This is a genomic window from Bradyrhizobium algeriense (assembly GCF_003062295.1).
In the GTDB taxonomy this organism is placed as follows: domain Bacteria; phylum Pseudomonadota; class Alphaproteobacteria; order Rhizobiales; family Xanthobacteraceae; genus Bradyrhizobium; species Bradyrhizobium algeriense.
In genome coordinates, this window is sequence record NZ_PYCN01000006.1 from 224,199 (window position 1) to 246,876 (window position 22,678).

Sequence of the window (22,678 nt, forward strand, 5' to 3'; positions counted from 1 at the left end):
CGGATCCGGCCAGCGTCATCGGCGATTTACGCCAAGGGGATTACAACAAGGCTTTAGCGCTGCCGTCGGAACGCTCCAGGCGTCAGGCCGAGATACCTGCGGCATTGGCGGATGAAATGGGATGGGTCGGACAGGCCGACGCGCAGCCCGATGCCGCCAACGCTGATGCGATCGAACCGCGGCTCGCTCAACATTCGGCGCGCCGCCGCCATCCGGCAATCGTTGAGCAGCCCGCTGAACGTCAGGCCCGCTTTGTTGAGGCAGCGGTGCAAGGTCCGCTCCGAGACACGCAACTCCTCCGCCACCGCCACCGCCGTCAGTCCCGGCTCGGCGTAGCGCAGCCTGATGGCACAGCCGATCTGGTCCAGAAGTCTTGCGGCATCGCGCTGCTCGGCGGGCGTGGCCGGAATCTCGCTGCCGAACCCAAGCGCCAACAGCGCGCCGAGTTGGTCAGTCAAGACGCGCGCCGGCAGCGGCCGGTCCGTGGCGAGCTGGGGAGTTAGCTGGCAGGCAAATGCGCTGAGCGCCGCGCCCCAGCCGGCGCGTCCGTCGATGCGCTGCCCGATGCGCCGCTCGGGATCTGATATCCACGATTCGACCCAGTGGATCGGCAGCTCCAGCGACAGCGTGTCCGCATTCACCGGAAAGTTGAATTCATAGCAGCGCCGGGAATCCAGCAGCACCAGATCCATCGGCCGCATCCGCGACGCGTGACCGTTCTGCATCACCGTCCAGTCGTTGTCGGTCTTGCACAGCAGGTAATAGAAGTTGGCCGCGCTGCGCGCGACACTGGCTTTGCGGCGGTAGACGTGCTGCGCCGATCCCTGCACGCGGTTGATGCCGATGGTGTCGAGTTGCCCGCGCTGAACGGAGCAGTCGAAGCCCGATCGAACCTGCGTCGTGATATCCATTTCGAGAAAACATTCGCAGACGGCGCCGATCCAATAGTCGAGGCGTCGTTCCGGCTCGACCGAGCCAGTCGACCACGTCTCGATGCCCGTCGTCGTTCTGGCCGCCATGGCCCTGCCCTCCGCGATCGACGTCGACCACCGGTTCGCCAGCTTGTTGGGCGAACGGTGGAGAGTCAATCCTCGGAGACACCTCGTAGCCCGGATGGAGCGCAGCGCAATCCGGGGACCGACGTCGTCCCGGACGCCGTAATCAAATATACGACGAGGCTTTGGCGTGCAGAGCCCCCGGATTTCGCTGCGCTCCATCCGGGCTACGCAGCTACAGAGCGACGCAACTACGCAGCGATCTCTTGCAACAGCGCCATCAACGCTTCCGGCGCGGTGACGTTCGGCGAATGACTGGCGTCGATCTCGTAATAGCTCCAGGCGGGATCGTTCTTCGTCATCCTGGCGAACGGGCCGAATGTGTCAGCCGGGGTGATGCGCGTGGCGTAGATATAGCTGCGTGGCAGGGTCAGCGCGCCGGCCTGCAGCTTGAGCCTGGTCTCGAAACATTTGATCGGCATGTTGACGCGACGCGCCGTCAGCCATTCGACGTCCGCAGGCGAAGTATCCGGCGGCGTCGGATTCGGCGGCACCCGCCAGCCGTCGCCACTCTTCAACAGTTCCTGTATCCGCGGCCGGTCCGCCTCGTACAAATCGAGCAGCGACTGTCCATCGTTGGGCACAAAGGCATCGACGTAGATCAACTGCTTGACCTTGTCGCGCGCACGGTCGGCGACGCCGGTCGCGACCATGCCGCCATAGCTGTGCCCGATCAGCGCGATGTCGCGAAGATCCTCGTACCTGATGACGTTCAGTACGTCCTCAATATGCGAATCCAGGTCGATCGCTGGGTTGGCCAGATGCGCGCGCTCGCCAAGGCCGGTGTAGGTCGGAGTGATCAGCCGATGCCCGGCCGCCTGCATCAGCGGGTGCATCTTCTTCCAGGCCCAGCCTGCGGACCAGGCACCGTGACAGACGAGAAAGGTTTTCGAAGGAGCTGTACTCATCGGGCCGTTTCCATGATGATGTTGTTGAAGGCTTGGATTGCGATAGTACCTGTCTGTTCCATCGTGTAAACGTCGCCGCAAATTTCAATATCGTCATTCCGGGATAGTCCGAAGGACCAGACCCGGAATCTCGAGATTCCGGGTTCGCTTCGCGCCCCGGAATGACGGGGGGATGAAGATTGGACGTCGCTACCTACGCGATTTTGCTTGCCGGCGCGCTTGCCGGCGGCTTCGTGTCCGGACTTGCCGGCTTCGGCACGGCGCTGATGGCGCTGGGGATCTGGCTATACATTCTGCCGCCCGCGATTGCCGTGCCGCTGGTGCTGATCTGTTCGGTCAGCTCGCAGATCTCGACATTACCCTCGATGTGGAAGCTGCTCGACTTCAGGCTGGCCTTGCCGTTCGTGGCCGGCGGACTCCTCGGCATGCCGATCGGGGCACTGCTGGTCGCGCGCGCCGACCCGCAGACTTTCAAGCTCAGCGTCGGCGTGATGCTGCTGGTGTTTCCGGCCGCGCTCTATTTCATCCGCAAGCCGATGGCCTTTCGTTTCGGCGGCCGCATCGCGGATGCCTGCGTCGGATTCGCCGGCGGCATTCTCGGCGGCCTTGCCGGGCTGTCGGGCCCGCTTCCGACGCTGTGGGCCAGCATACGCGGCTGGACCAAGGATCAGCGCCGCGGCGTTTTCCAGATCTTCAACGGCACCATTCTCGGCGCCGCGCTGATCCTGCAAGCCGCCACCGGTTTCGTGAAGCTGAACGTCTTCTGGCTGGCGCTGCTGGCGATGCCCGGCACGCTGATCGGCGCCCGCCTCGGCATGCGCACCTATCGAGCCCTCAACGACCGAAACTTCTACGACGTTGTGCTGGCTCTCCTGTTCCTGTCCGGACTGGGATTGGTGTGGAGCAGCATTGCTCCGAGATAGCGGCGCATGGCCGCCATGTGCACCGAGTAGATTGCTGTACGCTGACCGGCAAAGTCGCTAACCAATCGCGTCATGACTTCCAATGCTTCGCGCGAGCGTCTCGGTCTGCTGCTGGGCTTCGTCGGCATGGCGATCTTCGGCGGCACGTTGCCGGCGACGCGGATTGCGGTTGCGGAAATTGATCCGATTGCACTGACCTCGCTGCGCACCGTGATCGCCGGGCTATGCTCGCTCGTGCTTCTGCTGGTGTTGCGCCGCAAGCTGCCGCCGCGCGCGCTGTGGCCGCAACTGGCGGTCACCATGCTTTGCGTCGCCATCCTGTTTCCGCTGTTGATGTCGCTCGGGATGCAGCGGGTCGACGCGTCGCATGGCGGCGTGGTGCTGGGCGTGCTGCCGATCGCCACCGCGCTTGTTGCGGTTGCCATCACCCATGAGCGGCCGAGGCCGCTGTTCTGGATCGCGTCCGTCGCCGGCGCCGCGCTGGTGATCACGTTTGCCTTGCGTCAAGGCGGCGGTGCGCTCGCGGCAGGCGACCTGTTTCTGTTCGCGTCCGTCACCGTGGCCGCGATCGGCTATGCATTCTCCGGCCGGCTCACCTCGCAGATGCCGGGCTGGGAGGTGATCAGCTGGGTGCTCGTGATCGCGCTGCCGCTCTCGATCCCCGCGACCGTGCTGACCGTACCTGCCGACATCGCCCACATCGCCGTGAGGCCATGGCTCGGGCTGCTCTATGTCGCGCTGTTCTCGCAATGGATCGGGTTCTTCGCATGGAACGCCGGCCTCGCAATGGGCGGCATCGCGCGGGTGTCGCAGATCCAATTGCTGCAACCCTTCGTCACCTTTGCGCTCGCGGTGTTCTTCAACGACGAGACCATCACGCTGCAAATCCTGCTGTTCGCCACAGCCGTCGTGGTGACGGTCGCGATCTCGACGCGGACGCGCGCCAGAGAGGCGCCTGCGCCGCCGCAACGCGATCGGGAGCCGCCTCAGCTGGCGGCGTCCTGATCGATCAGGGCCGGACACTCCGCAATCAGTTCGGCTCGCATCTTTTCTAATTGAATGGCCCGAAGCAGCACTCTTGCCGTCTTCAGATGATTGACCTTGACGCACAGCCTGACGATCTGGCTCACCGCGACATCACGCATGGCATCGTCGGATATTTTTCCTGCGATCTCGATCGCGCATTTGATGCCGGCCTGGTATCGCTCGGCGTCAGAGGCCCGCTCCTGCTCCGCCTTGTTGCCGTGAACGCTCGCCATATGTTCGACGATCGCCGCGGCTGACGTGCAAATGTCACGGATGGCGTGCGCCGCTTCGATATCCCCGGCCGGTTGAATGTCCGTCGCTTCCCAGACGTCCAGCTTCCGCTCTTTTTGAAACCAGCGCATCGCGTACGCCCCATCGACGGCAGAAATATATTCCGGCATCGATGGGGTTAGCAACAATGCGCGACCTCACTCCGCCGCCGAGATGCGGCCGAACTCGGTCGCCTGCATCTCGAACAGCCCGCGATAGATCCCGCCGGGACGCGCCGTCAGTGTGGCATGGTTACCCTGCTCGACGATCTCGCCGCGATCGAACACCAGGATGCGATCGAGGCTGCGTACCGTCGACAGCCGGTGCGCGATCACGATCGAGGTGCGCCCTTTCATCAGCCGCTCCATCGCCTGCTGGATCAGGCCTTCCGATTCCGAATCGAGGCTTGAGGTCGCCTCGTCCAGGATCAGCACCGGCGCGTCCGCCAGGAACGCGCGCGCCAGCGCGACGCGCTGCCGCTCGCCGCCCGACAGCTTGACGCCGCGTTCGCCAACCAGCGTGCCGTAGCCTTTCGGCAGCCGCAGGATGAAGTCGTGCGCGTTGGCAAGCCGCGCCGCCTGCTCGATCGCAGCCATGCTGGCGCCCGGCCGGCCATAGGCGATGTTCTCGGCCAGCGTGCGGTGAAACAGGATCGGCTCCTGCTGCACGATCGCGATCTGGCTGCGCAGCGAATGCTGCGTCGCCTGCGCGATGTCCTGACCGTCGATCAGGATTTTTCCGCCACTGACGTCGTACAGCCGCTGCACCAGCTTGACAAAGGTCGTCTTGCCGGAGCCGGAACGGCCGACCAGGCCGACCCGCTCGCCGGCGCGGATCTCCACCGACAGACCGTCATACAGCGGCGCGCGATGGCCGCCATAATGGAACGTCACGTCGTCGAACACGATGCGGCCGCCCTGGATGTCGATCGGTCCTGCATCAGGCGCATCCGCAATGCCGATCGGCTCGGCGTGGATCGCGACCAGCTCCTCCATGTCGTTGACCGAACGCTGCAGATTGTTGATGTGCATGCCGACATCGCGCAGGTAGGCGTGGATGATGTAGTAGCTGGTCAGCACATAGGTGACGTCGCCCGGCGTGGCGCGGCCCGCGATCCACAGCAGGACCGCGCCGCCGATCACGGATGCGCGGAAGCACAACAACACCGCGAGCTGCGCCGTCGAGGTGTAGTTGTAACGGTACCACGTCCGCCGCACGCGCGTGCGCCACCGGCCGATGACGCCGGCCAGCCGCGCATCCTCGCGCGCTTCCGCGCCAAAGGATTTCACCACTGCGTTGCAGGTCAGGGCATCCGCCAGCGTGCCGCCGACCTTGGTGTCCCATGCATTGGAGACGCGCGCGGCCGGCGCAATGAAGTTCACCGAGAACGCCATCGTCATCGAGACATAGATCACCGTGCCGACGGCGATCACCGCGCCCAGCACCGGCCAGTGCAGCCCGAGCAGGATCATCGAGCCCACCAGCACCAATAGCGACGGCAACAGCGCCATCAGAATGGTATCGTTGAGCAGGTCGAGCGCCCACATGCCGCGCGTAACCTTGCGCACGGTCGAGCCGGCAAATGAGTTGGCGTGCCAGTCGGTCGAGAAACGCTGCACGCGCGCGAACGCGTCGCGCGACACGTCGGACATGGTCTTCAGCGTGAACGGCACGATCGCCTGCAGGCCGGTCAGCCGCAGCACCATCGAAATCAGGCCGAGCGCCACGATCCCGCCGAAGGCTGCGAATGCCGCCTGCCGCGCCGCCGTGTCCGAAGCGCCCAGGGTCAGCGCATCGACCAAGCGGCCGGAGAAGATCGGCATGAACAGGTCGGCCGCGGTCGCGCCGAGCAGGCCGCCGGCAACAACTGCGGCGCGGCCGGGCTGCTGCAGCCAGTGGCGGAACACGAACGGGATCACCACGCGTATTGCCGCGGGACGTTTGTCTTTAAGAGCGGTCATGGCGTCATCCGGCTGCGCTTGGCGCACACGCCGGCTCCATCTGAATTGACGCGCGAGCCGACCTCGGGCCGAACGCGAACGTCGTTGAAAAATATCGTTAAGTCGTTGGGAAGCTTGATGATCGGGACGTCAGGCCCGATCAGGGCTGGCAGTGATCGCGGTCAGCAAAGCGACCGAAAATCCAGCACGGGCATCGGACGCGAGGGTACGATCTGCGAATACATCGAAATCATGCAAATCTCCCCGGTTCGAGCGACAATGCGCTGCTTATAAATGCATCGCGGGTGATTTGCAACATGACAACCGCGTGATGGGCATCATCAAGCGCGGCTAATGCGCATCGCCCCCGGCCACCATTGCCGAAGGCTTTTTCAGAACCAGAACAAGCAGGCTCAGGCCGAAATAGAACACCGCCAGCATGAAGAAGGCGTCGCCATAGCCCATCACCACGGCCTGGCGGTGCACGATCTGCGACAATTGCTTCATCGCCATCAGCGCGGCATCGCCCATGCCCTGCAGGCGCTGCGTGAACATGTTGAGTGTTTCGACCGCGGTGGCGTTGCCCCAATTGACGCGGTCGTGCAGACGCGAGATGTGCAGGTCGGTACGCTCGTTCAGCACCTGGTTGATGAGCGCGAGACCGACCGCGCCGCCGAGATTGCGCGTCAGGTTGAACAGGCCCGAGGCGTTCTTCACCCGCTCCGGCGCCAGCGTTCCGAGCGCGATGGTGTTGGTCGGCACCATTGCGAACATCATGCCGACGCCGCGCAGGATCTGCGGGATCAGCAATTCGAAGAAATCATATTCTTTCGTGATCCAGGTCATCTGGTAGGAGCCGAGCGCGAACGTGCAGAGACCGAAGGCAATGAGGTAGCGCATGTCGACCTTGGTCATCAGCCGGCCGACGATCGGCGCGGCGAGGAACATGGTAATGCCCGAGACGAACATGGTCTCGCCGATCATCAACGCGCTGTAGCCTCGCACTTCGGCCAGATAGCGCGGATACACATAGGTCAGGCCGTACAGCCCGATGCCGACACAGAACGAGATCAGGCAACCGACGCCGAAATTCCGGTCGGTAAACGTCCTGATGTCGACGATCGGCTCCCGCGCGCTGAGCACACGCCAGAAGAAGGCGATCGCCGAGACCACACAGATCGCCGCGCAGATGGCCACGGAGGTGTCTTCCAGCCATTGAGATTGCGGTCCCTCTTCCAGCACATATTCGAGCGTGCCGAGAAAGCCCGCCATGAACAGAAGCCCCCACCAGTCGAAATGCTCGAGCAGCGCGAAATTCGGGCGGTCGAAGTCGACCAGCGCGAGAACGCCGATCGTGATGCCGATGCCGGGCACGATGTTGATGAAGAACAGCCAATGCCAGGACATCATGCCGGTGATGTAACCGCCGACCGTCGGCCCGATGGTCGGCGCCAGCGTCGCGACCAGACCGATGATCGGGCCGACAATGTGGAACTTCGAGCGCGGAAACACCGTATAGGCGGACGCGAACACGGTGGGGATCATACCCGCGCCCAAAAATCCCTGGATCGCGCGCCACAGAATCATCTGCTCGATGGTCGAGGCAAAGCCGCAGAAGAAGCTGGCGACGGTGAAACCGGAAGCGGAAATCGCAAACAGCAGACGGGTGCCGAAGGCGCGCGACAGGAAACCGGACAGCGGGATCGCGATCACCTCGGCGATCAGGTAGGAGGTCTGCACCCACGATACTTCGCTGGAGCTGGCCGAAAGGCCTGCCTGGATCTCCGACAGCGATGCCGAGACGACCTGGATGTCCAGGATCGACATGAACATCCCGAACACCATGATCAGAAACGCAAACAGCCGCCGCGGCGGGATGCGCTCGGCGGCGTCGGTCGCGGCATTCATCGCGGACGGCGATGCGGCGGTGGCGTCAGCCATGATCAGCTCGGAACAGGCGCCGGGCTTGTACCCGGGGCTCTAGGGAAAAACTACTGCGGTTGAACCGCCCCGGGCGCATCGAGGTCGGCCTCGCTGTCGGCGTCGGCCGCGCCCTCACGGGTGTCGACGGTGATATAGACCGACATGCCGGCGCGCAGCAGGTTCTGCTTCGCGACTTCCTTCGGCACGCGAATGCGTACCGGCAGCCGCTGCACGATCTTGGTGAAATTGCCGGTCGCGTTATCAGGCGGCAGCAGCGTGAATACCGATCCTGCCGCCGGTGAAATGCTGTCGACGATTCCGGCGAACTTGCGGTGGCCGTAAGCGTCGACCGAGATCTTCACGGGCTGGCCGGGACGGATGCGCTTGAGCTGGGTTTCCTTGTAATTGGCGTCGATGAAGACGTCGTTCAGCGGCACCACGTTGGCGAGCCGCTGCCCGGCCTGGATGAAATCGCCGGCATTGACGAGGCGGTTGGAGAAGGTGCCGTCGACGGGCGCGCGCACCGAGGTGAAGGCGAGGTCGCGCTCCGCCTTGGCAAGCTGGGTCTGCAACTCCGCGAGCTGCGCGCGGGCCTCGGCCTGCTGCGCTTTCGTCACCTCGACATTGTCGCGCGCGGCATCATAGGCTGCCTGCGCCGACTTCACCGCAGCAACGCTCTGGTCGCGGCCGGCCTCGGAAACCTCGAAGGCGGCGCGCGAGGCAAAACCCTTGGTGCTCAGCGTCTGCTGGCGATCGAAGTCGAGACCGGCGCGCTTCAGCGCCGCGTCCGCGGAAGCGAGCTGCGCCTTGGCCTGCTCCGCGGCGCTTTCGAGCGCTGTGACCTGACGGCCGATGCGGTCGATGGTGGCCTGCTGGGTCGCGATCTTGCTCCGCGCGGCATCCACTGCGATGCGATAGTCGCCGTCATCGATCCTGAAAATCACGTCGCCGGCGCGAACGATCGAATTGTCGCGGGGCAGGATGGCCGCGACATGGCCCGATACCCGGGCACCAAGCGTGGTGTTGTTGGCGCGAACGTAAGCATCGTCCGTCGAGACATAGAAGCGCCCGACCAGGACGAAGTGGACGCCGTAACCGATCGCGGCCAGCGCGAGCAGTCCGAGCGCACCGATCATGATGAATTTGCGCTTGCCCGGTTTCGCCGCCGCTGCTTCGGCGACGCCGGCCGGCCGCTCGGTCTCGGCGGTGCGACGTCTGGTTTCCTCAACGTGAGTCCGCAACTGCTCCGCAAGCTGCGCGGCGGACTCGGGCGCAGCTTCATCCTGCGCCTTTTCCGATCCGGCGCGAACGATGCGTGCGGCCTGGTCTCTCGCTGCGGCCATGACCACCCTCCCCATACAATGCCGCGGCGCCAGCCAGCCCTAAACCTCGCTGCACGGGCGCCGCCGGGACAAAATGTAGCATTGACCGAACGGTTCGGTCAACATATCAATCCAGAGTATAGACCATAAAGTGAAAACAGATGCAGGCCTGTACCCCGGGTTGAATTCTTTCCTGAGAAGATAAACCAATGGTTGCATCCACATCAAACACCATTCATCCCTTTGGCGAGGAAGACAGTTCGAAGCGCCGCCAGATTTTGGACGGCGCACGAAAGGTGTTCATGGATCTGGGCTTTGATGGCGCCAGCATGAACGAGATCGCGCGCGCCGCCGGCGTCTCCAAGGGTACGCTCTACGTCTACTTCGCCGACAAGAGCCGGCTTTTCGAAGCCATCGTCGAGGACGAAGCGCTCGAAAGGGGCAAGATCGCCTACAATCTGGATCCCAAACGCGATGTCGAAACCACGCTGCGGGAGTTCGGCCAGACCTACATCGGATCGATCTGCCGGCCAGGCGGCGGATCGTCGATCCGCACCGTGATGGCGATCGCCGAGCGGATGCCGGAGGTCGGACGCCGGTTCTACGAGAACGTGCTGGCACAGACGATCAACCGTCTCGCCGATTATCTGCAGGCCCGTCTCGGGCCGGACGATCTTGCCATCGACGATTGCGGATTGGCCGCCGCGCAATTCCTGCAGATGTGCCAGGCGACGCTGTTCCTGCCGTTCGTGTTTCAGGCAGAGCCGGCGCCATCGGCGGAGCGCATCGCGCACGTGGTTGACAGCGCGACGCGGCTGTTTCTGCAGACGTACCGGGCGAAGCCGGCGTAAGACCGGCCCCCCCTATTCCGGACCCCGGCTTAGAACCGGTACGTCGCGCTCCCCAGCACGGTGCGGCCGATGCCGAAGAAGCAGTCGCCGCGGGCGAGACAGGTGGTGACATGGCGCTTGTCGGCAAGGTTGGTGGCGTTGACCTGAAACCGCCACGGGCCGGTCTCATAGCGGATCATCGCGTCAAACAGCGTGTAGTCAGGTGTGCGGATGACGTCGGCGCCGTCCCAGGATTCGCCGATGTAGCGCACACCGCCGCCGATGGTCACGCCCTGCAGACCGAGCGCAGTGAGCCGGTACTTCGCCCATAGCGAGGCCTGATGTTCGGGAACGGTTTCGACGCGCTTGCCGGCATTGTCGCCGCTTTCCACCGTGGCATTGAGGTAGGAATAGGCGCCGATCAGATCGAGGTCGGGCGTCACGCGGCTGATCACCTCGAGTTCGGCGCCGCGAATCCGCACCTTGCCGGTCTGGACTGAGAACTGAGTGCCGCCGGGATCGCTCGCCAGCCGGTTCTTCTCGATGGTGTCGAAGATCGCGCCGTTGATTGCCGTGCCGGGCATCGGATTGTACTTGAAGCCGAGCTCCACCATTTCGCCCGCCTGGGCCTTGCAGATGCCGCCGACGCAGGCGGAGCCGAAGATCGGCGTGAACGACTGCGCATAGGTGACATAGGGCGTCAGGCCGAACGGCAATTCGTACATCAGTCCGGCGCGGCCGGTGGTCGCCCTGGTGTCTTCCGCCGGCGCCCCCTGCACATTGTTGCTGACGAAATCCTGGCGGACGCCGAGGACAGCCAGCCACGGCCCGAGCCGCATCTGGTCCTGTGCGTAAAGCCCGAGTTGGCTTTGCCGCAGGTCCGGTTCGGCCGTCATCGTGGGTGGGACGACGCTATTGTAGACGGGGGCGTAGAGATCGAAGGGCGTCGGAGTCAGATCTCCGCCGTCGATGTGCGCCCCTGACGACGCCCGCTCGCCGAGGCCGCGATAGTCGACGCCGAACAGCGCCTTGTGCGTGATCGCGCCTGTCGCGAACTTCAGCTCGGCATTGGCATCAGAGGTGAAGCTGTCCTTTGTGGTTTGCCGCCCCGAGACATAGCGCGCCACGGTGCGGTGCGAGGCATCGAGATACGGATTGTCCGGATTTGAATAATTGTCCGGATAGACGGTGCGGTAGATGCCCTCGACGTGCGCATAGCGCATGCTCTGCCGGATCTTCAGCCCTTCGCCAAAGCTGTGCTCGAACAGGCTAGAGACCGCGCCGGTCTCGGTCTGGTATTTGTCAAAACTCGGATCGCTGGCGAAACGCCGCACGGGAATCAGGCCGTTGGGTCCTGGAAACAGCGTGCCCTCATGCGGCAGGAAGGCGGTGGAGGAGCCAGTCATGTCCTTCTGATAGGTGCCGAGCACGGTCCAGCTCGTGTTGTTGGTCGGCCGCCAGGTCAGCGACGGCGCCAATACGATGCGGTCATCCTTCACGTAATCGGTCTGCGAATTGCTGTCGCGGAATACGCCGATGAAGCGGTACAGCCACTCGCCGTCCTTGGTCAGCTTGCCGGTCGAATCGAGTTGCACCTGCTTGCGGTTGAAGCTGCCATATTGCACCCCGATCTCGTTGAAAGATTCCGCCTGCGGACGCTTCGAGACCAGGTTCAAGAGGCCTGCCGTCGATGTGTCGCCATACAGCACCGATGCCGGACCGCGCAGCACCTCGATGCGCGAGAGCGTGTAGGGATCGGGCCGCCATTCGTTGAACTGGAACGTGTTCACCACGCGGGTGCCGTCGAGATAGATGTTGGGATCCTGGCCACGGACGCGCGGATAGTCGCCGCGCGAATCCGGACCATAGGCGTCGGCGAACACACCCGGCACGTAGCGCAGCGATTCCTGCACGGTGAGCGCGCCCTGGTCGGTGATGCGGTCGGCGGTGACCACCGTGATCGATTGCGGCGTTTCGCGCAGCGGCGTGTCGGTCTTGGTTCCGGTGCCGCTCTGGCCCGCGAGATAACCGCGCACCGGGCCGGTCGCCGTTTCAGCGCGCGCGCCGGCGGCCGTAGCGGCGTCAGGCGCCGTCTGCGCGCGCTGAGCAGCGCGACGGCTAGCGGCCGACGCAGATTGCCGCCTGGGTGCGGGTCGCGACCGCGCAGCCGGCGGACGTGAGGGCTGGTCGACGACAACTGCCGGTAATTCCCGCGCGGACGATTGCGCTTGCGCCGGCGTCACGTCGATCATCGCAGCGAGCATCGGCAGCGCGGCGCCGAGCCATCCCGCGGTCTTCAAACTTGCATTCATTTCCAGTCCTCATCGCTTCGCGCGGGACCAGTAACAAGCGCGACCACTGCGATGAAGTGCGAGAAAGATACAACGGCACGTCAATCACGCGTTTAGAATTAGTATTGCTCCAGGCTGCTTGAATAAGCGTCATCCAACAGGATTTAGAATTAGTCTTGGTCTAAGTAGACAACGCAACAGTTGTAACGGCGCGCGATGCGTGACAGCGCGCGCGTACGATCGAATGGAAAGCGTACCTGATCGGGATCAACATGCATGAGCCGCATGAGGTTGATTACTGGACCGGCGCCTGAAAGACTTGCCAGTGCGACAAGTGGGATCAAGTTCGTGTAACCTGCCGCGGCGCAGGCGCTTGTCATCTTCTCGCCCAAGCTGCAGCTTCCTGCGCCGCCCTTGGTGCCAACCGACATGACCCGTCTTGCTTTCATCCTCGCGTTGCTCTTCACCGCGCCCTGGGAAGAAGCCGAGATCGTTGACGTGAAGGATATGGGAGCGGTCGATCTCAAGCCGTTCAACTGTCAGGACATCACCCGGAGCAGCGTCATCAGCCGGGTCTGCTACGATGCCGAAAGCCGCCGCATGCTTGTGCAGCGCCACGCGGCCTACCACCAATATTGCGATTTGCCGAAGGACACGCTCGATGCGTTTCTGAACGCGCCCTCGATGGGCCAGTTCTTCAACGCGAACATCACGGCGGCCGGCCGTGACGGGAACGGGCCGTACGACTGCCGCACATATAAAGTGCCGTCCGATCAGTGACATCGGGCCTGCCGTCGCGGCACTGGTCCCTGTTCGCAATCTCGTTATTTGACACTTCTTCTATTTTTGTCAAAATCGTCAAATGGGCCCGCGTACCCGCATTCTCGATGCCGCAATGCTGGTGTTCCGCCGGCAGGGATTCCGGCGCTCGTCGATCGAGCAGGCGGCAGAGGCCGCGGGCCTGACGCGCCAGGCGCTCTACCATCATTTCGAGTCCAAGGAAGCGCTGTTCCGCGCCGTCATCGAACGGCTGCATGAGGAGGCCCTCGCCGCCGAAATGGCCGCGGCCAGCGCCGCCGAGAACGAGGGCGGCAGCCTCGCCGACATCCTCGTCGCTTCGGTCAGCGCCAAGCTCGGGCAACTGGCCGCCTCGCTCGATGGCTCGCCCCATGTCGAGGAACTGTTCTCCGAACATTTGCTGCAGGCCCGCGACCTCTACCAGAAATACACCACCGCCTATACCGAGCAACTCGCGGAAACGATCACGCGCGTCTGCCGCAAACAGGACCTCACGCTCAATGCCACGACGCCGCGCGATTTTGCACGGCACATCGAGATGGCGATTAACGGCACCAAATCCGCCTATCCGGCGCTGCAGCCGGCCGGCGCTTTCCTGAGGGATCTGGAGATCATGCTGCGGACGCTGGTGGCTGGCGCGGTGAGCCCGGCGCCGCGGAAGCCCGCGGCGAAGCCGAAGCCGGCAAGGAAATCCACCTCTCGCAAACCTGGAGATCGCAGATGAGCACGATGACGATCAACGGCAAGCTTGCTCCCCTCCTCGACGATCCCGATGCGCTGCTGGTCGATGTCGTGCGCGACGCGCTCGATCTCACCGGCACCAAGCTGGTGTGCGGGGCCGGCGTCTGCGGCGCCTGCACCGTGCTGGTCGATGGCGAGGCCGCCGTGAGCTGCCTGATGCCCGCTCGATCAGCCGCGAACACGAACGTGACGACGGTCGAAGGCATCGGCGCGGCAAAGCTGCACCCGGTGCAGAAGGCCTTCATGGCGCACGACGCCCTGCAATGCGGCTTCTGCACGCCGGGCTTCATCGTCGAGGCCGCGGCGTTTTGCGACCGCTGGCGCGCAGCAAAGGGAACGTCGGTGCCGTCGCGCGAGGAAATCGGCGCGGCGTTGTCGGGACATCTCTGCCGCTGCGGCGCCTATGACGGCATCTTCCGCGCCGTGGCGGATGCCTGTGCCGGCCGCTTCGACGGCGACGATATCCTGCCACCGCGCATGGAAGCGCGCGACAAGGTGACGGGATCGGCGAAGTATACCGTCGACATCCATCATGACGGCCAGCTCGAAGGCGTGATCCTGCGCTCGCCGTTCGCGCATGCGCGTGTCAACGAACTCGATCTGGCGCCGGCGCGCGCGATGCCGGGGGTGAGCGCTGTGATCTCGCTGCTCCGCGACGATCGCATCGTCCGCTATGTCGGCGAACCGATCGCCGCCGTCGCGGCAAAGGACCGCAAGACCGCGCTGGCCGCGATCGCCGCCATCAAGCTCGGCAGCGAACGCCTGCCGTCGGCGATCGGGCTCGACGAAGCGCGCAAGGCCGATGCGCCGGTCGTATTCGAAAAATCCGCGCGCAAGAGAGCCGGCAACGTCTCCGAAGGCGGCGGTTCGCCGGCCTCCTGGAAAGGTAATGTCCGCGGCCCATCGGCGGCGTTCTCCAAGAAGCCGAAGAAAGTGCGGAGCTGGGTCGACGGCGCACGGGCGGCGAACAATCCGCTGCTGGTGGAGGGTACCTTCCGCACCGGCACGCAACAGCATGCCTGCCTCGAGCCGCATGCCGCGGTGGCGCGTTTCGACGGCGACCGGCTCACCGTGCATGTTTCGACGCAGGCGGTGTTTCACACGATGGAGCAGATCGCCAAGCGCTACAAGCTCGGCCACGACAAGGTGCGCGTGATTGCCGATCATGTCGGCGGAGGTTTTGGTTCGAAGGCCGCTCTCGGCGTGGAAACGACCACCGCGATCGAACTGGCACGCGAAGCCAGGGCGCCGGTCAGAGTAGCCTATGACCGGCATGAGGAGCTTTCGGTGACGGGCTATCGGCCGGCAACGGAAATGAAAATTGCATTGCTGCCGTCCGAGCAAGGCGGACTGAAAGCCCTTTCGCTGACCGCTTATGCCGACACGGGAGCCGCGACCAATTCGACCATCGCGGCACTTGCCCGCCTGATCTATCCCGCGGAAGGCAAGGAGCTGGCCGATTTCGACGTCATCAGCAATTTGCCGGCCGGCGCTCCGTTCCGCGGCCCCGGCGGGCCGCCGATGGCGTTCGCGCTGGAACAGGCGATCGACGAAGCGGCGCTGCGCATGAACGTCGATCCGATCGCGCTGCGCAAACGCTGGGATCCCGATCCCAACCGGCAGCGGCTGTACGATTGGGCGTCAAGCCTGGAGGTCTGGCGCAACCGGAAACCCATTGCCGCGCAGAGCGGCCGCTATCGCCGCGGCGTCGGCGTCGCCACCGGCTACTGGCTTTATCTGTGGCAGCCCGGCTCGAAGGTCGAAGTGGCTGTCAAGGGCGGACGCCTGATCGCAAGCACCGCGACGCAGGATATCGGCACCGGCACCCGCACCGTGATCGCCAATACGGTCGCGCGCGAATTTGGCCTGGAGCCGCATGAGATCGAAGTCAGGATCGGCGATTCAAAACTGCCGGAAGGGCCGGGCTCAGGCGGCAGCCGGGTCACCGCTTCGGTGATCCCGCCGATGCTGCTGGCGATCGAGCAGTTGAAAGCCGCGATCCAGCAACACGCAAAGCGGCAGCCCGTCCCCGGCTCCAACGCACCCTGGCGCGAACTGCTCGCGGCCTCACCCGATCTCTCCGCTTCCCGCGTGCGGCCGGAAGACTCCAGGCAGATGGCGCCGGGAATCGAGTCGCCGCTGAAACAGGCCGGCTTCATGGGCTGGATCTTCGGCTGGATGATGCGGCGCTTCTCCAACCTTGCGATCGGCGCCGGCATGCCGAGTTCGGTGCAAGTCGTCGAGGTCGAAGTCGACACCTGGCTCGGCCACGTGCGCGTCGTCAACGTTCACACCGGCATTGCGATCGGCAAGGTGGTGGCGCCCGCGCTGGCGCGAAGCCAGGCGACCGGCGCCGTCGTTCAAGGCATCGGCTACGCGCTCTATGAAGCCCGCGAAGTCGATTCCCGCACCGGCGATGTGCTCAGCGGCGGCATGGAGGACTATCGCATTCCGGGAATCGCGGACACGCCAATGATCGACGTGCATTTCGACCAGGGCGGCTTCGACCACGTGCTCGGCGGCAGCGTCGGCATCGGCGAGGTCGCAACCGTGCCGACCTCGCCCGCGGTCGCCAACGCCATTCACAATGCGACCGGCGTTCGGCTGACCGAACTGCCGATCCGTCCCGACCGTCTCGTCGCCGCGCTCAAAGGGAGGGCCGCCGCATGACACCATCAGCCATGACCGCCACGCAAGCAGGCGAATTCCGCGCCGCCGGCACCGACCTCTCCGAGCGACGGCGCAGCGGCGTCTCGACCGGACCGCTGGTCGATATATCAGCCACGCCCGACACGATCGGGATGCATTGGGGCACTGAGGGGAGTTTGCGCATCGGCGCCTTCACCACCATTGCCGCCATCGCTGCGGACACGCGCCTCGCCGCGGCGTATCCGGGCATTGCCGCGTCCGCGCAAGGTCTGGCGACGCCGCAGATCCGCCACCTCGCCACCCTCGGCGGCAATCTCGCGCAGCGTTCGCGCTGCTGGTATTTTCGAAATCCGCATATCGCCTGCCTGAAGAAAGGCGGGTCCGACTGTCCGGCACGGTCCGGCAATCATCTCTATCATGTCGCCTTCGACCTCGGTCCCTGCGTGGCGCCGCATCCCTCGACGATGGCGGCGGCGCTGCTGGCCTATGAGGCGAACGTGACGACCGACCGCAGGAGTTCGCTGACGATCGGCGACCTCCTCGGCGACGGCTCCAACGGCAGCGCCGACAACGCGCTGCAGCCGGGCGAGATGATCAAGAGCATCGAGCTTCCCGTTCCGCTGCAAGGCGAGCGCGCGCTGTACAAGCGCGCGATCAGCCGCACCCATGCGGAATGGCCGCTGGTCGAGATCTGCGCCCGCGCCGTGATCAAGGACGGCGCGTTCCAGTTCGTCCGCCTCGCCGCCGGCGGCATCGCATCGGTGCCGCTGCGGCTCGTCGCAGCGGAAGCGGCATTGCAGGGGAAGCCGGCCAATGTAGCAGCGATTGCCGTTGCCGCAGAACGCGCGACATCGGGTGCAAAACCGTTGCCGATGACGGGATATAAGCTCGATCTGCTGAAGGGCGTCGTGCAGGATCTGCTGGAACGGTTGGCGGGTAACCAGGCCACGGGCTCATAAGCGCGAACCTAACCTCCCCGCAGGACCATAAGCGAGTGGATGCATCGATCGCCGGGACGCGCCGGTGTGACGCCGGCGAAGGGCCGGCGGAAATTGAATGTCTTTTTCATGTCTTATGATCCATAGTGTCTTCCTGTTCTTATTATCCATAATGTCTTCCTGTCGGCGACCTCTCGCTGGCAGACGCAGGAGAAGTGAGTTGGCTGCGCGATTGCTTTTTACGAACGCTGGTAACGCTCCGAGCAACAATCTGGCGCGCAGCCTGCGAACGGGTGACGGGCCTGTATTCATAGTCGGTTGCAATGATGACCAGTTCGCGCTGAAGAAATCCGACGCGGACAGACATTATCTCGTTCCGCCCGCGGACCATCCGGAGTGGGCCGAGACACTGCAATGGATCGCCGAGACCGAATGCCTGGATCTCATTATTCCGACCGTTGATACCGATGTAGATGACCTGTCGCGCGCGCGTAACCGCCTTGGTGAGTACCTTTTCCTGCCGCGGGCATCCGTAGTCGACATCTGCCGGGACAAGTATCGTCTCATTGAGCTCCTGCGCAGCAACGGCATCGACGCGCCCGCGAGCTACCCGGTGAAGGATATCAGGCACATCACCGGGATTTTCCGCCAACTTGGCGGGAAGCGACCCCTCTGGTGCCGCGTTCGAAGCGGAGCCGGCGCGCTTGGCGCCCTGCCGGTACGGACGCCCGAGCAGGCGCGCGGCTGGATCCGGTACTGGAAAGAAATGCGCGGCATACCCGTGACGTCGTTTGTACTTTCAGAGTACCTGCCAGGCCGCGATTTCGGCTGTCAAAGCCTTTGGAAGGATGGCGAGTTGGTACTGATCAAGACGTATGAACGGCTTTCCTATCTCGGGACGGGCAGTCAACCGTCGCAAGTCTCTTCGGTGGCAGCCCTTGCAAAAACAGTCGTCGAACCGAAAATCGTCGACACCTGCGTCCGGGCCATCAGGTTGCTCGATGCAAAAGCATCCGGCGTCTTCAGCGTGGATCTCAAGGAGAATACGCGCGGCATTCCCTGCATCACGGAAATCAACGCGGGCCGGTTTTCGTCGGCGACCAATATTTTTGATCTGGTTGGAAAACAGAACATGGCGAAAACTTTCGTCCGTCTGGCGCGAGATCTGCCGGTCGACATCGAGGACAGCTACGACGCCGCACCGGATTGGTACATGCTGCGAGACCTCGACGGAGCGCCGCGCATCTTCCACGCGTCCGATTTCTCAGATAACATCATGAACGCTTGGCAAGGGGCAGCCTCTCGTCGAGGCCGCTTGAAAGCAACGAAAAGGGGCAAAAACTTATGGCAAACATCAAAATATTCAAACGTTTGAGCAAAGGGCGAACCCAAATTCGGGTAGCGGTCACACCCAAGAGTCCAGAGACACGCGCGCTGCTTCGTAAATTTCAGGCCGGAGTGAAGGATTTTGAGAAAAGCTGGAAAGCGACCAAGGCCTATCAAGACGCCAACAAGGCCAAGAAAAAGAAAGCTGCAAAAAAGAAGGGAAGCTGAGAACGCCGTTGTCGCTACGGTAACGATCGACCGCGACCTCGATACCCATCAGCTAGAGACAATCCAGCTCCAGCTGCGAGCTCTTGCCCGCTCTTGCGGGCTGGAGGTCAGCGGCATCAAGGTCGAAACTTCGAATCGCGGCTAGCCGGCAATTCAGCCCGCAGTTTCCAAAGCCTGCCGCACGATCGTCCGCTACACGGTCTGGCAGAGCTTTTCTCGGAAAGTTGAGCTAGAGCGGGATGACGTTTCTTCGAATCGCCATCCCACTCTATCTCTTTGATATGAGCGTGATCTCCGCGATTTGAGCATGATCTCTGCGCAAACGCGTTCCGCGTTTGTCGCGAGGGAAAACCGGTGTCCGCTTTTCCGGATCATGCTCTAGCCGTTGCACGTAGCGTGATCCTCCAGGGGGAATTGCAGACCGAGCTGCCGAAACAGGGCTGCGCCGGCGCTGAAGTGCTGCTCCGCGCTCGCCTGCTTGCCAATACGCCGGTAGCGTTTTCCAAGCCCGAGATAGCACTGCGCCGCCAGCGGTCGCAGATCGAGTTCCTCGGCCCTTCGGAGGGCCTGGAGAAAATTCGTCTCGCTTTCGTCGAGGAGAGGCGCGTCCGTCACGCCGAGTTCGGCGATCAATCGCAGCGCGTAAGCTTCGTGGCCGCGCTCACCATGTTTGCGCGCAAGTTCGAGCGCCCGTCGAGCGCATTGCTCGGCGTCAGCCGTGCGGAGCTTCTGAAGGTAAGCTTCACCCAACCGGACCACCGTCATGGCGAGCCCGCTCATGCGGTGCATCGCGCTCGACTCACGTTCGGTTTCCTCCAGGAGGACAATGGCCTCATCGATGCGATCAGCCAGGCGATAAGCGTGTCCAAGCGAGGTGCCGAGCAGCGGCAGCATCAATGGAAGAATCCACGAGCGGCAAAGCTCAAGGCCCTGCTCGAGGACCGTGATGCCTCGCGAAACCTCGCCCCGAAGGGCAAGAACAGTGCCGAGTCCGTAATAGGAGAACGCAAGGCTGTAAACGTGGTTGGCGGCTTGGGCAATTTCCACGGCCTCCTCCGCAACGCGCAACGCCCGATCAAACTCTCCGAGTTCGACCAGCGAGGAAATCAGATATACGCGCGTGAACACGCCAAGAACGCCGGTTGTACCCATCGTGTCGGCCGCGAGATCGTCTCGGAGACGCTCAACGCCCGCGCCCAATATTTGTGACGCGCGATGATGGTCCCCTCTTGCAGTCAGAGCTGGTCCCAAATGTCCGGCAGCCACTATGTGGAGGCGCAAGTCGTCTAACTCGTCTGCAATAGTCATTGCCTTTTCGCCGGCCTCGATGGCAGGGCCAAGCTCCGCCATGAGCCGGTAGTATTGGCACAGGAATGACGAAGCTTGTCCGAGCCGCCGTTTGTCAGCGAGTTGAGCAGCCAGCGCCTGCACCTTCTGCAGGTGCCCCAGGCATTTATCGAGGTGTCCCAATGGGTGAAGGGCGTTTCGCAGATCGAAGCGAATATCGATAGCAAGTTCGATACTTTCTTTGCTTTCGGGCAGCTTCTCAAGGATGGCGAGCGCCTGCTCGAACCAGCCTCGCCCGTTCTCGAGGGCCGACCGCGAGAGCGCCTTCAGTCCGGCCTGTCGCAGGTATCGAACAGCCTTGTCCGGCAACTCCCCGCGAACCGCATGTTGCGCGAGACGCTCAATGTGCTCGCCGATCCGATCCCGATACAGAGTCTCGATCGTGTCGACCAGTCGCGCGTGCAGCGCGCGCCGTCGCGTCCGCAGCAGGCTCTCGTATGTCACCTCGTGGGTGAGTGCGTGTACGAACGCGTATTCGACGTCCGGAAAAAACCTGGTCTCATGGAGAAAGCCGGCCGCCTGCAACCGATCGAGCGCGCCATCCAGAGCGCCCTCTGTCAGATCGGCCATCGCTCGGAGCACGGCAAACGGAATCTCCCGGCCTACGACGGAAGTGATCTGCAGAAGATTCTTGTCACCGGGAAGAAGCCGATCTATTCGCGCCGCCAAGATGGCCCGGACAGTCGGTGGAACCTGAATGGTCGCGGTCGGACTCATCAGTCGATAATGACCGCGTTCGCCGACGAGATATTGGGTTTCCACCAGAGAGCGGACGGTTTCTTCGATAAAAAAAGGGTTGCCACCCCGCGCGATCAGAAACCGCTTGAGTGGCGCAATGCCGGGATCCTCGCCAAGCAGCGCCTCCAGCAGATAGCCGGTGTCACGCCTGGGCAACGCGCTTAGCCGGATCTGATGGTAGTTCTCCCTGCTTCCCCAGTTGTGCTGGTAGCCCGGGCGGTAACTGACGAGCAGCATGAGGGATGCCGACCCCATGGCGCTCACCAGGGCATCGAGCAATTCCTGCGTTTCGTTATCCACCCAATGGAGGTCATCGAAGATCAAGAGGACCGGCTGCTTGCGTGCTTCCCGCAGCAACAAAGCCTTTACGGCGTCGATGTTGCGACGCCGGCGCTGAGCTGGATCGAGCGCGTGCCAGCCCTGGTCATCGACGGGGATATCGAGCAAAGCCAATAACGCGGGAAGCGTCGATTCCAGCCTTTCGTCGAGCGCGATGGTTTTCTGGACCACCTTTTGGCGGATCTCATCAAGCTCGTCCCGATCCTGGATTCCAAAGTAGCTCTTGAGAAGCTCGATCACGGGCAAGTAGCTGGTCGCTCTTTCGTGCGAGAGCGACGTGCTCTCGAGCACGAGCCAGCCAAGCAGACCAGGCAGCCGGCTTGTATGCGTGAACTCATAGACAAGCCGCGACTTGCCGATGCCGGCCTCGCCGATGATCGCCGCCAATTGGCCCGACCCCGTATCGGCCCGCTGCTGTACGCGGCGCAGCTCATCGAGCTCCGCCTCGCGGCCGACAAACAGGGTCAGGCCGCGAATCGTTGCGGCCTGCAAACGGGTGCGTGCAGGACCCGCACCGATGAGCTCATAGACCTCCTCGGGCTCGGCAAGCCCTTTAACCGGCAGCGGACCGAGCGACCGCGCCATGACGTATTCCTCGGCCAACCGAATGGTTTTCTTCGTCGTCAGGATCGAGCCGGGCTCCGCCATCTGCTCCATGCGAGCGGCCACGTGCACAGCCTCACCAACAACGGTGTATTCCATGTCGAGCTCGCTGCTGATGGCACAGATGACAACTTCGCCCGAGTTGAGCCCAACGCGAATTTTGAGCGGCGTATTGGCGCGGTCCGCCAGTTTGGCCACGGAGCCCTGCATCATCAGGGCGGCGGAACAGGCGCGCACGGCGTGATCCTCATGGGCGAGCGGCGCGCCAAAGATCGCCATGATGCCGTCACCCAGGATCCTGTTGACGGTCCCCTCATAACGGTGGACGGCATCGATCATCTGCTCGAGCACAGGATTGAGGATCGCCTGCGCGCTCTCCGGATCCTGGCCGGATATCAGGGCCAGTGAGCCCGTGATGTCTGCGAACAGCACGCTCACCTGTTTTCGTTCACCCCCAAGCTCGGCGGTGGAGGTTAGAATGTT

17 protein-coding genes are annotated in these 22,678 nt (G+C 63.3%); 9 read left to right on the forward strand and 8 right to left on the reverse strand.

From position 1 onward, the window contains the following. Positions 1–53: 53 nt before the first annotated feature. Together C7G61_RS15455 and C7G61_RS15460 are read right to left on the reverse strand one after the other, a co-directional pair. Entirely contained in the window at positions 54–1,019 is a 966-nt protein-coding gene (locus C7G61_RS15455; RefSeq protein WP_108515535.1) for a helix-turn-helix transcriptional regulator, read from the reverse strand. Between the two features lie 227 nt (positions 1,020–1,246). Next, positions 1,247–1,963, reverse strand: a complete 717-nt coding sequence (locus C7G61_RS15460; RefSeq protein ID WP_108515537.1) for an alpha/beta fold hydrolase — start codon at positions 1,961–1,963, stop codon at positions 1,247–1,249. Between the two features lie 179 nt (positions 1,964–2,142). Here C7G61_RS15460 and C7G61_RS15465 point away from each other — a divergent pair, with 179 nt between their 5' ends. Beyond that, on the forward strand, positions 2,143–2,886 hold the full coding sequence (locus C7G61_RS15465; protein ID WP_108515539.1) for a sulfite exporter TauE/SafE family protein: 744 nt from the start codon (positions 2,143–2,145) through the stop codon (positions 2,884–2,886). A 72-nt stretch (positions 2,887–2,958) separates the two neighbouring features. Next, the gene (locus C7G61_RS15470; RefSeq protein WP_108515541.1) at positions 2,959–3,891 is read left to right on the forward strand and encodes a DMT family transporter; all 933 of its coding nucleotides are present in this window, start codon (positions 2,959–2,961) and stop codon (positions 3,889–3,891) included. Here the strand turns inward: C7G61_RS15470 and C7G61_RS15475 are convergent. The 4 genes from C7G61_RS15475 to C7G61_RS15490 all read right to left on the reverse strand — a co-directional run bounded on the left by C7G61_RS15475 (position 3,873) and on the right by C7G61_RS15490 (position 9,388). After that, positions 3,873–4,274, reverse strand: a complete 402-nt coding sequence (locus tag C7G61_RS15475; RefSeq protein WP_190241836.1) for a hypothetical protein — start codon at positions 4,272–4,274, stop codon at positions 3,873–3,875. The genes C7G61_RS15470 and C7G61_RS15475 overlap by 19 nt on opposite strands. Positions 4,275–4,340: 66 nt before the next feature. Next, positions 4,341–6,143 carry an ABC transporter ATP-binding protein gene (locus tag C7G61_RS15480; protein WP_108515543.1) on the reverse strand — a complete coding sequence of 601 codons (1,803 nt, stop codon included), beginning with the start codon at positions 6,141–6,143 and terminating at the stop codon, positions 4,341–4,343. A gap of 330 nt (positions 6,144–6,473) precedes the next feature. Continuing rightward, positions 6,474–8,063 carry a DHA2 family efflux MFS transporter permease subunit gene (locus C7G61_RS15485; RefSeq protein ID WP_108515545.1) on the reverse strand — a complete coding sequence of 530 codons (1,590 nt, stop codon included), beginning with the start codon at positions 8,061–8,063 and terminating at the stop codon, positions 6,474–6,476. A 50-nt stretch (positions 8,064–8,113) separates the two neighbouring features. After that, entirely contained in the window at positions 8,114–9,388 is a 1,275-nt protein-coding gene (locus tag C7G61_RS15490; RefSeq protein ID WP_108515547.1) for an HlyD family secretion protein, read from the reverse strand. A gap of 188 nt (positions 9,389–9,576) precedes the next feature. Here C7G61_RS15490 and C7G61_RS15495 point away from each other — a divergent pair, with 188 nt between their 5' ends. Then, positions 9,577–10,218, forward strand: a complete 642-nt coding sequence (locus C7G61_RS15495) for a TetR/AcrR family transcriptional regulator (RefSeq protein WP_108515549.1) — start codon at positions 9,577–9,579, stop codon at positions 10,216–10,218. 29 nt (positions 10,219–10,247) lie between these two features. Here C7G61_RS15495 and C7G61_RS15500 read toward each other — a convergent pair whose 3' ends face one another. Further along, positions 10,248–12,509, reverse strand: coding sequence for a TonB-dependent siderophore receptor (locus C7G61_RS15500; RefSeq protein ID WP_108515552.1), 2,262 nt, complete (start codon positions 12,507–12,509; stop codon positions 10,248–10,250). A gap of 408 nt (positions 12,510–12,917) precedes the next feature. Between C7G61_RS15500 and C7G61_RS15510 the strand changes: the two genes are divergently transcribed. From C7G61_RS15510 to C7G61_RS43915, 6 genes are all read left to right on the forward strand, one after another. Next, the gene (locus C7G61_RS15510) at positions 12,918–13,268 is read left to right on the forward strand and encodes a KTSC domain-containing protein (RefSeq protein WP_108515558.1); all 351 of its coding nucleotides are present in this window, start codon (positions 12,918–12,920) and stop codon (positions 13,266–13,268) included. An 82-nt stretch (positions 13,269–13,350) separates the two neighbouring features. Continuing rightward, positions 13,351–14,010, forward strand: coding sequence for a TetR/AcrR family transcriptional regulator (locus C7G61_RS15515; protein ID WP_108515560.1), 660 nt, complete (start codon positions 13,351–13,353; stop codon positions 14,008–14,010). Beyond that, entirely contained in the window at positions 14,007–16,697 is a 2,691-nt protein-coding gene (locus C7G61_RS15520) for a molybdopterin-dependent oxidoreductase (RefSeq protein WP_108515562.1), read from the forward strand. The genes C7G61_RS15515 and C7G61_RS15520 overlap by 4 nt, the downstream gene beginning before the upstream one ends. Beyond that, positions 16,694–17,635: an FAD binding domain-containing protein gene (locus C7G61_RS15525; protein ID WP_108515564.1), complete on the forward strand. Its 942-nt coding sequence runs from the start codon at positions 16,694–16,696 to the stop codon at positions 17,633–17,635. Before C7G61_RS15520 ends, C7G61_RS15525 begins: the two co-directional genes overlap by 4 nt. 199 nt (positions 17,636–17,834) lie before the next feature. Then, positions 17,835–18,989: an ATP-grasp domain-containing protein gene (locus C7G61_RS15530; RefSeq protein WP_108515566.1), complete on the forward strand. Its 1,155-nt coding sequence runs from the start codon at positions 17,835–17,837 to the stop codon at positions 18,987–18,989. Beyond that, positions 18,959–19,168 (forward strand): hypothetical protein, encoded by a 210-nt coding sequence (locus C7G61_RS43915; RefSeq protein ID WP_145963624.1) that lies wholly within the window; start codon positions 18,959–18,961, stop codon positions 19,166–19,168. The genes C7G61_RS15530 and C7G61_RS43915 overlap by 31 nt, the downstream gene beginning before the upstream one ends. Positions 19,169–19,546: 378 nt before the next feature. Here the strand turns inward: C7G61_RS43915 and C7G61_RS15535 are convergent, their stop codons facing one another. After that, positions 19,547–22,633, reverse strand: coding sequence for an ATP-binding protein (locus C7G61_RS15535; RefSeq protein ID WP_244608310.1), 3,087 nt, complete (start codon positions 22,631–22,633; stop codon positions 19,547–19,549). Positions 22,634–22,678: the final 45 nt, after the last annotated feature.

Excerpts from the sequence above, each read along its gene's own strand:
- C7G61_RS15455 (WP_108515535.1), bottom strand. The coding sequence starts at position 1,019 with ATGGCGGCCAGAACGACGACGGGCATCGAGACGTGGTCGACTGGCTCG.
- C7G61_RS15460 (WP_108515537.1), bottom strand. The coding sequence starts at position 1,963 with ATGAGTACAGCTCCTTCGAAAACCTTTCTCGTCTGTCACGGTGCCTGG.
- C7G61_RS15470 (WP_108515541.1), top strand. The coding sequence starts at position 2,959 with ATGACTTCCAATGCTTCGCGCGAGCGTCTCGGTCTGCTGCTGGGCTTC.
- C7G61_RS15475 (WP_190241836.1), bottom strand. The coding sequence starts at position 4,274 with ATGCGCTGGTTTCAAAAAGAGCGGAAGCTGGACGTCTGGGAAGCGACG.
- C7G61_RS15480 (WP_108515543.1), bottom strand. The coding sequence starts at position 6,143 with ATGACCGCTCTTAAAGACAAACGTCCCGCGGCAATACGCGTGGTGATC.
- C7G61_RS15485 (WP_108515545.1), bottom strand. The coding sequence starts at position 8,063 with ATGGCTGACGCCACCGCCGCATCGCCGTCCGCGATGAATGCCGCGACC.
- C7G61_RS15490 (WP_108515547.1), bottom strand. The coding sequence starts at position 9,388 with ATGGCCGCAGCGAGAGACCAGGCCGCACGCATCGTTCGCGCCGGATCG.
- C7G61_RS15495 (WP_108515549.1), top strand. The coding sequence starts at position 9,577 with ATGGTTGCATCCACATCAAACACCATTCATCCCTTTGGCGAGGAAGAC.
- C7G61_RS15500 (WP_108515552.1), bottom strand. The coding sequence starts at position 12,509 with ATGAATGCAAGTTTGAAGACCGCGGGATGGCTCGGCGCCGCGCTGCCG.
- C7G61_RS15510 (WP_108515558.1), top strand. The coding sequence starts at position 12,918 with ATGACCCGTCTTGCTTTCATCCTCGCGTTGCTCTTCACCGCGCCCTGG.
- C7G61_RS15515 (WP_108515560.1), top strand. The coding sequence starts at position 13,351 with ATGGGCCCGCGTACCCGCATTCTCGATGCCGCAATGCTGGTGTTCCGC.
- C7G61_RS15520 (WP_108515562.1), top strand. The coding sequence starts at position 14,007 with ATGAGCACGATGACGATCAACGGCAAGCTTGCTCCCCTCCTCGACGAT.
- C7G61_RS15525 (WP_108515564.1), top strand. The coding sequence starts at position 16,694 with ATGACACCATCAGCCATGACCGCCACGCAAGCAGGCGAATTCCGCGCC.
- C7G61_RS43915 (WP_145963624.1), top strand. The coding sequence starts at position 18,959 with ATGGCAAACATCAAAATATTCAAACGTTTGAGCAAAGGGCGAACCCAA.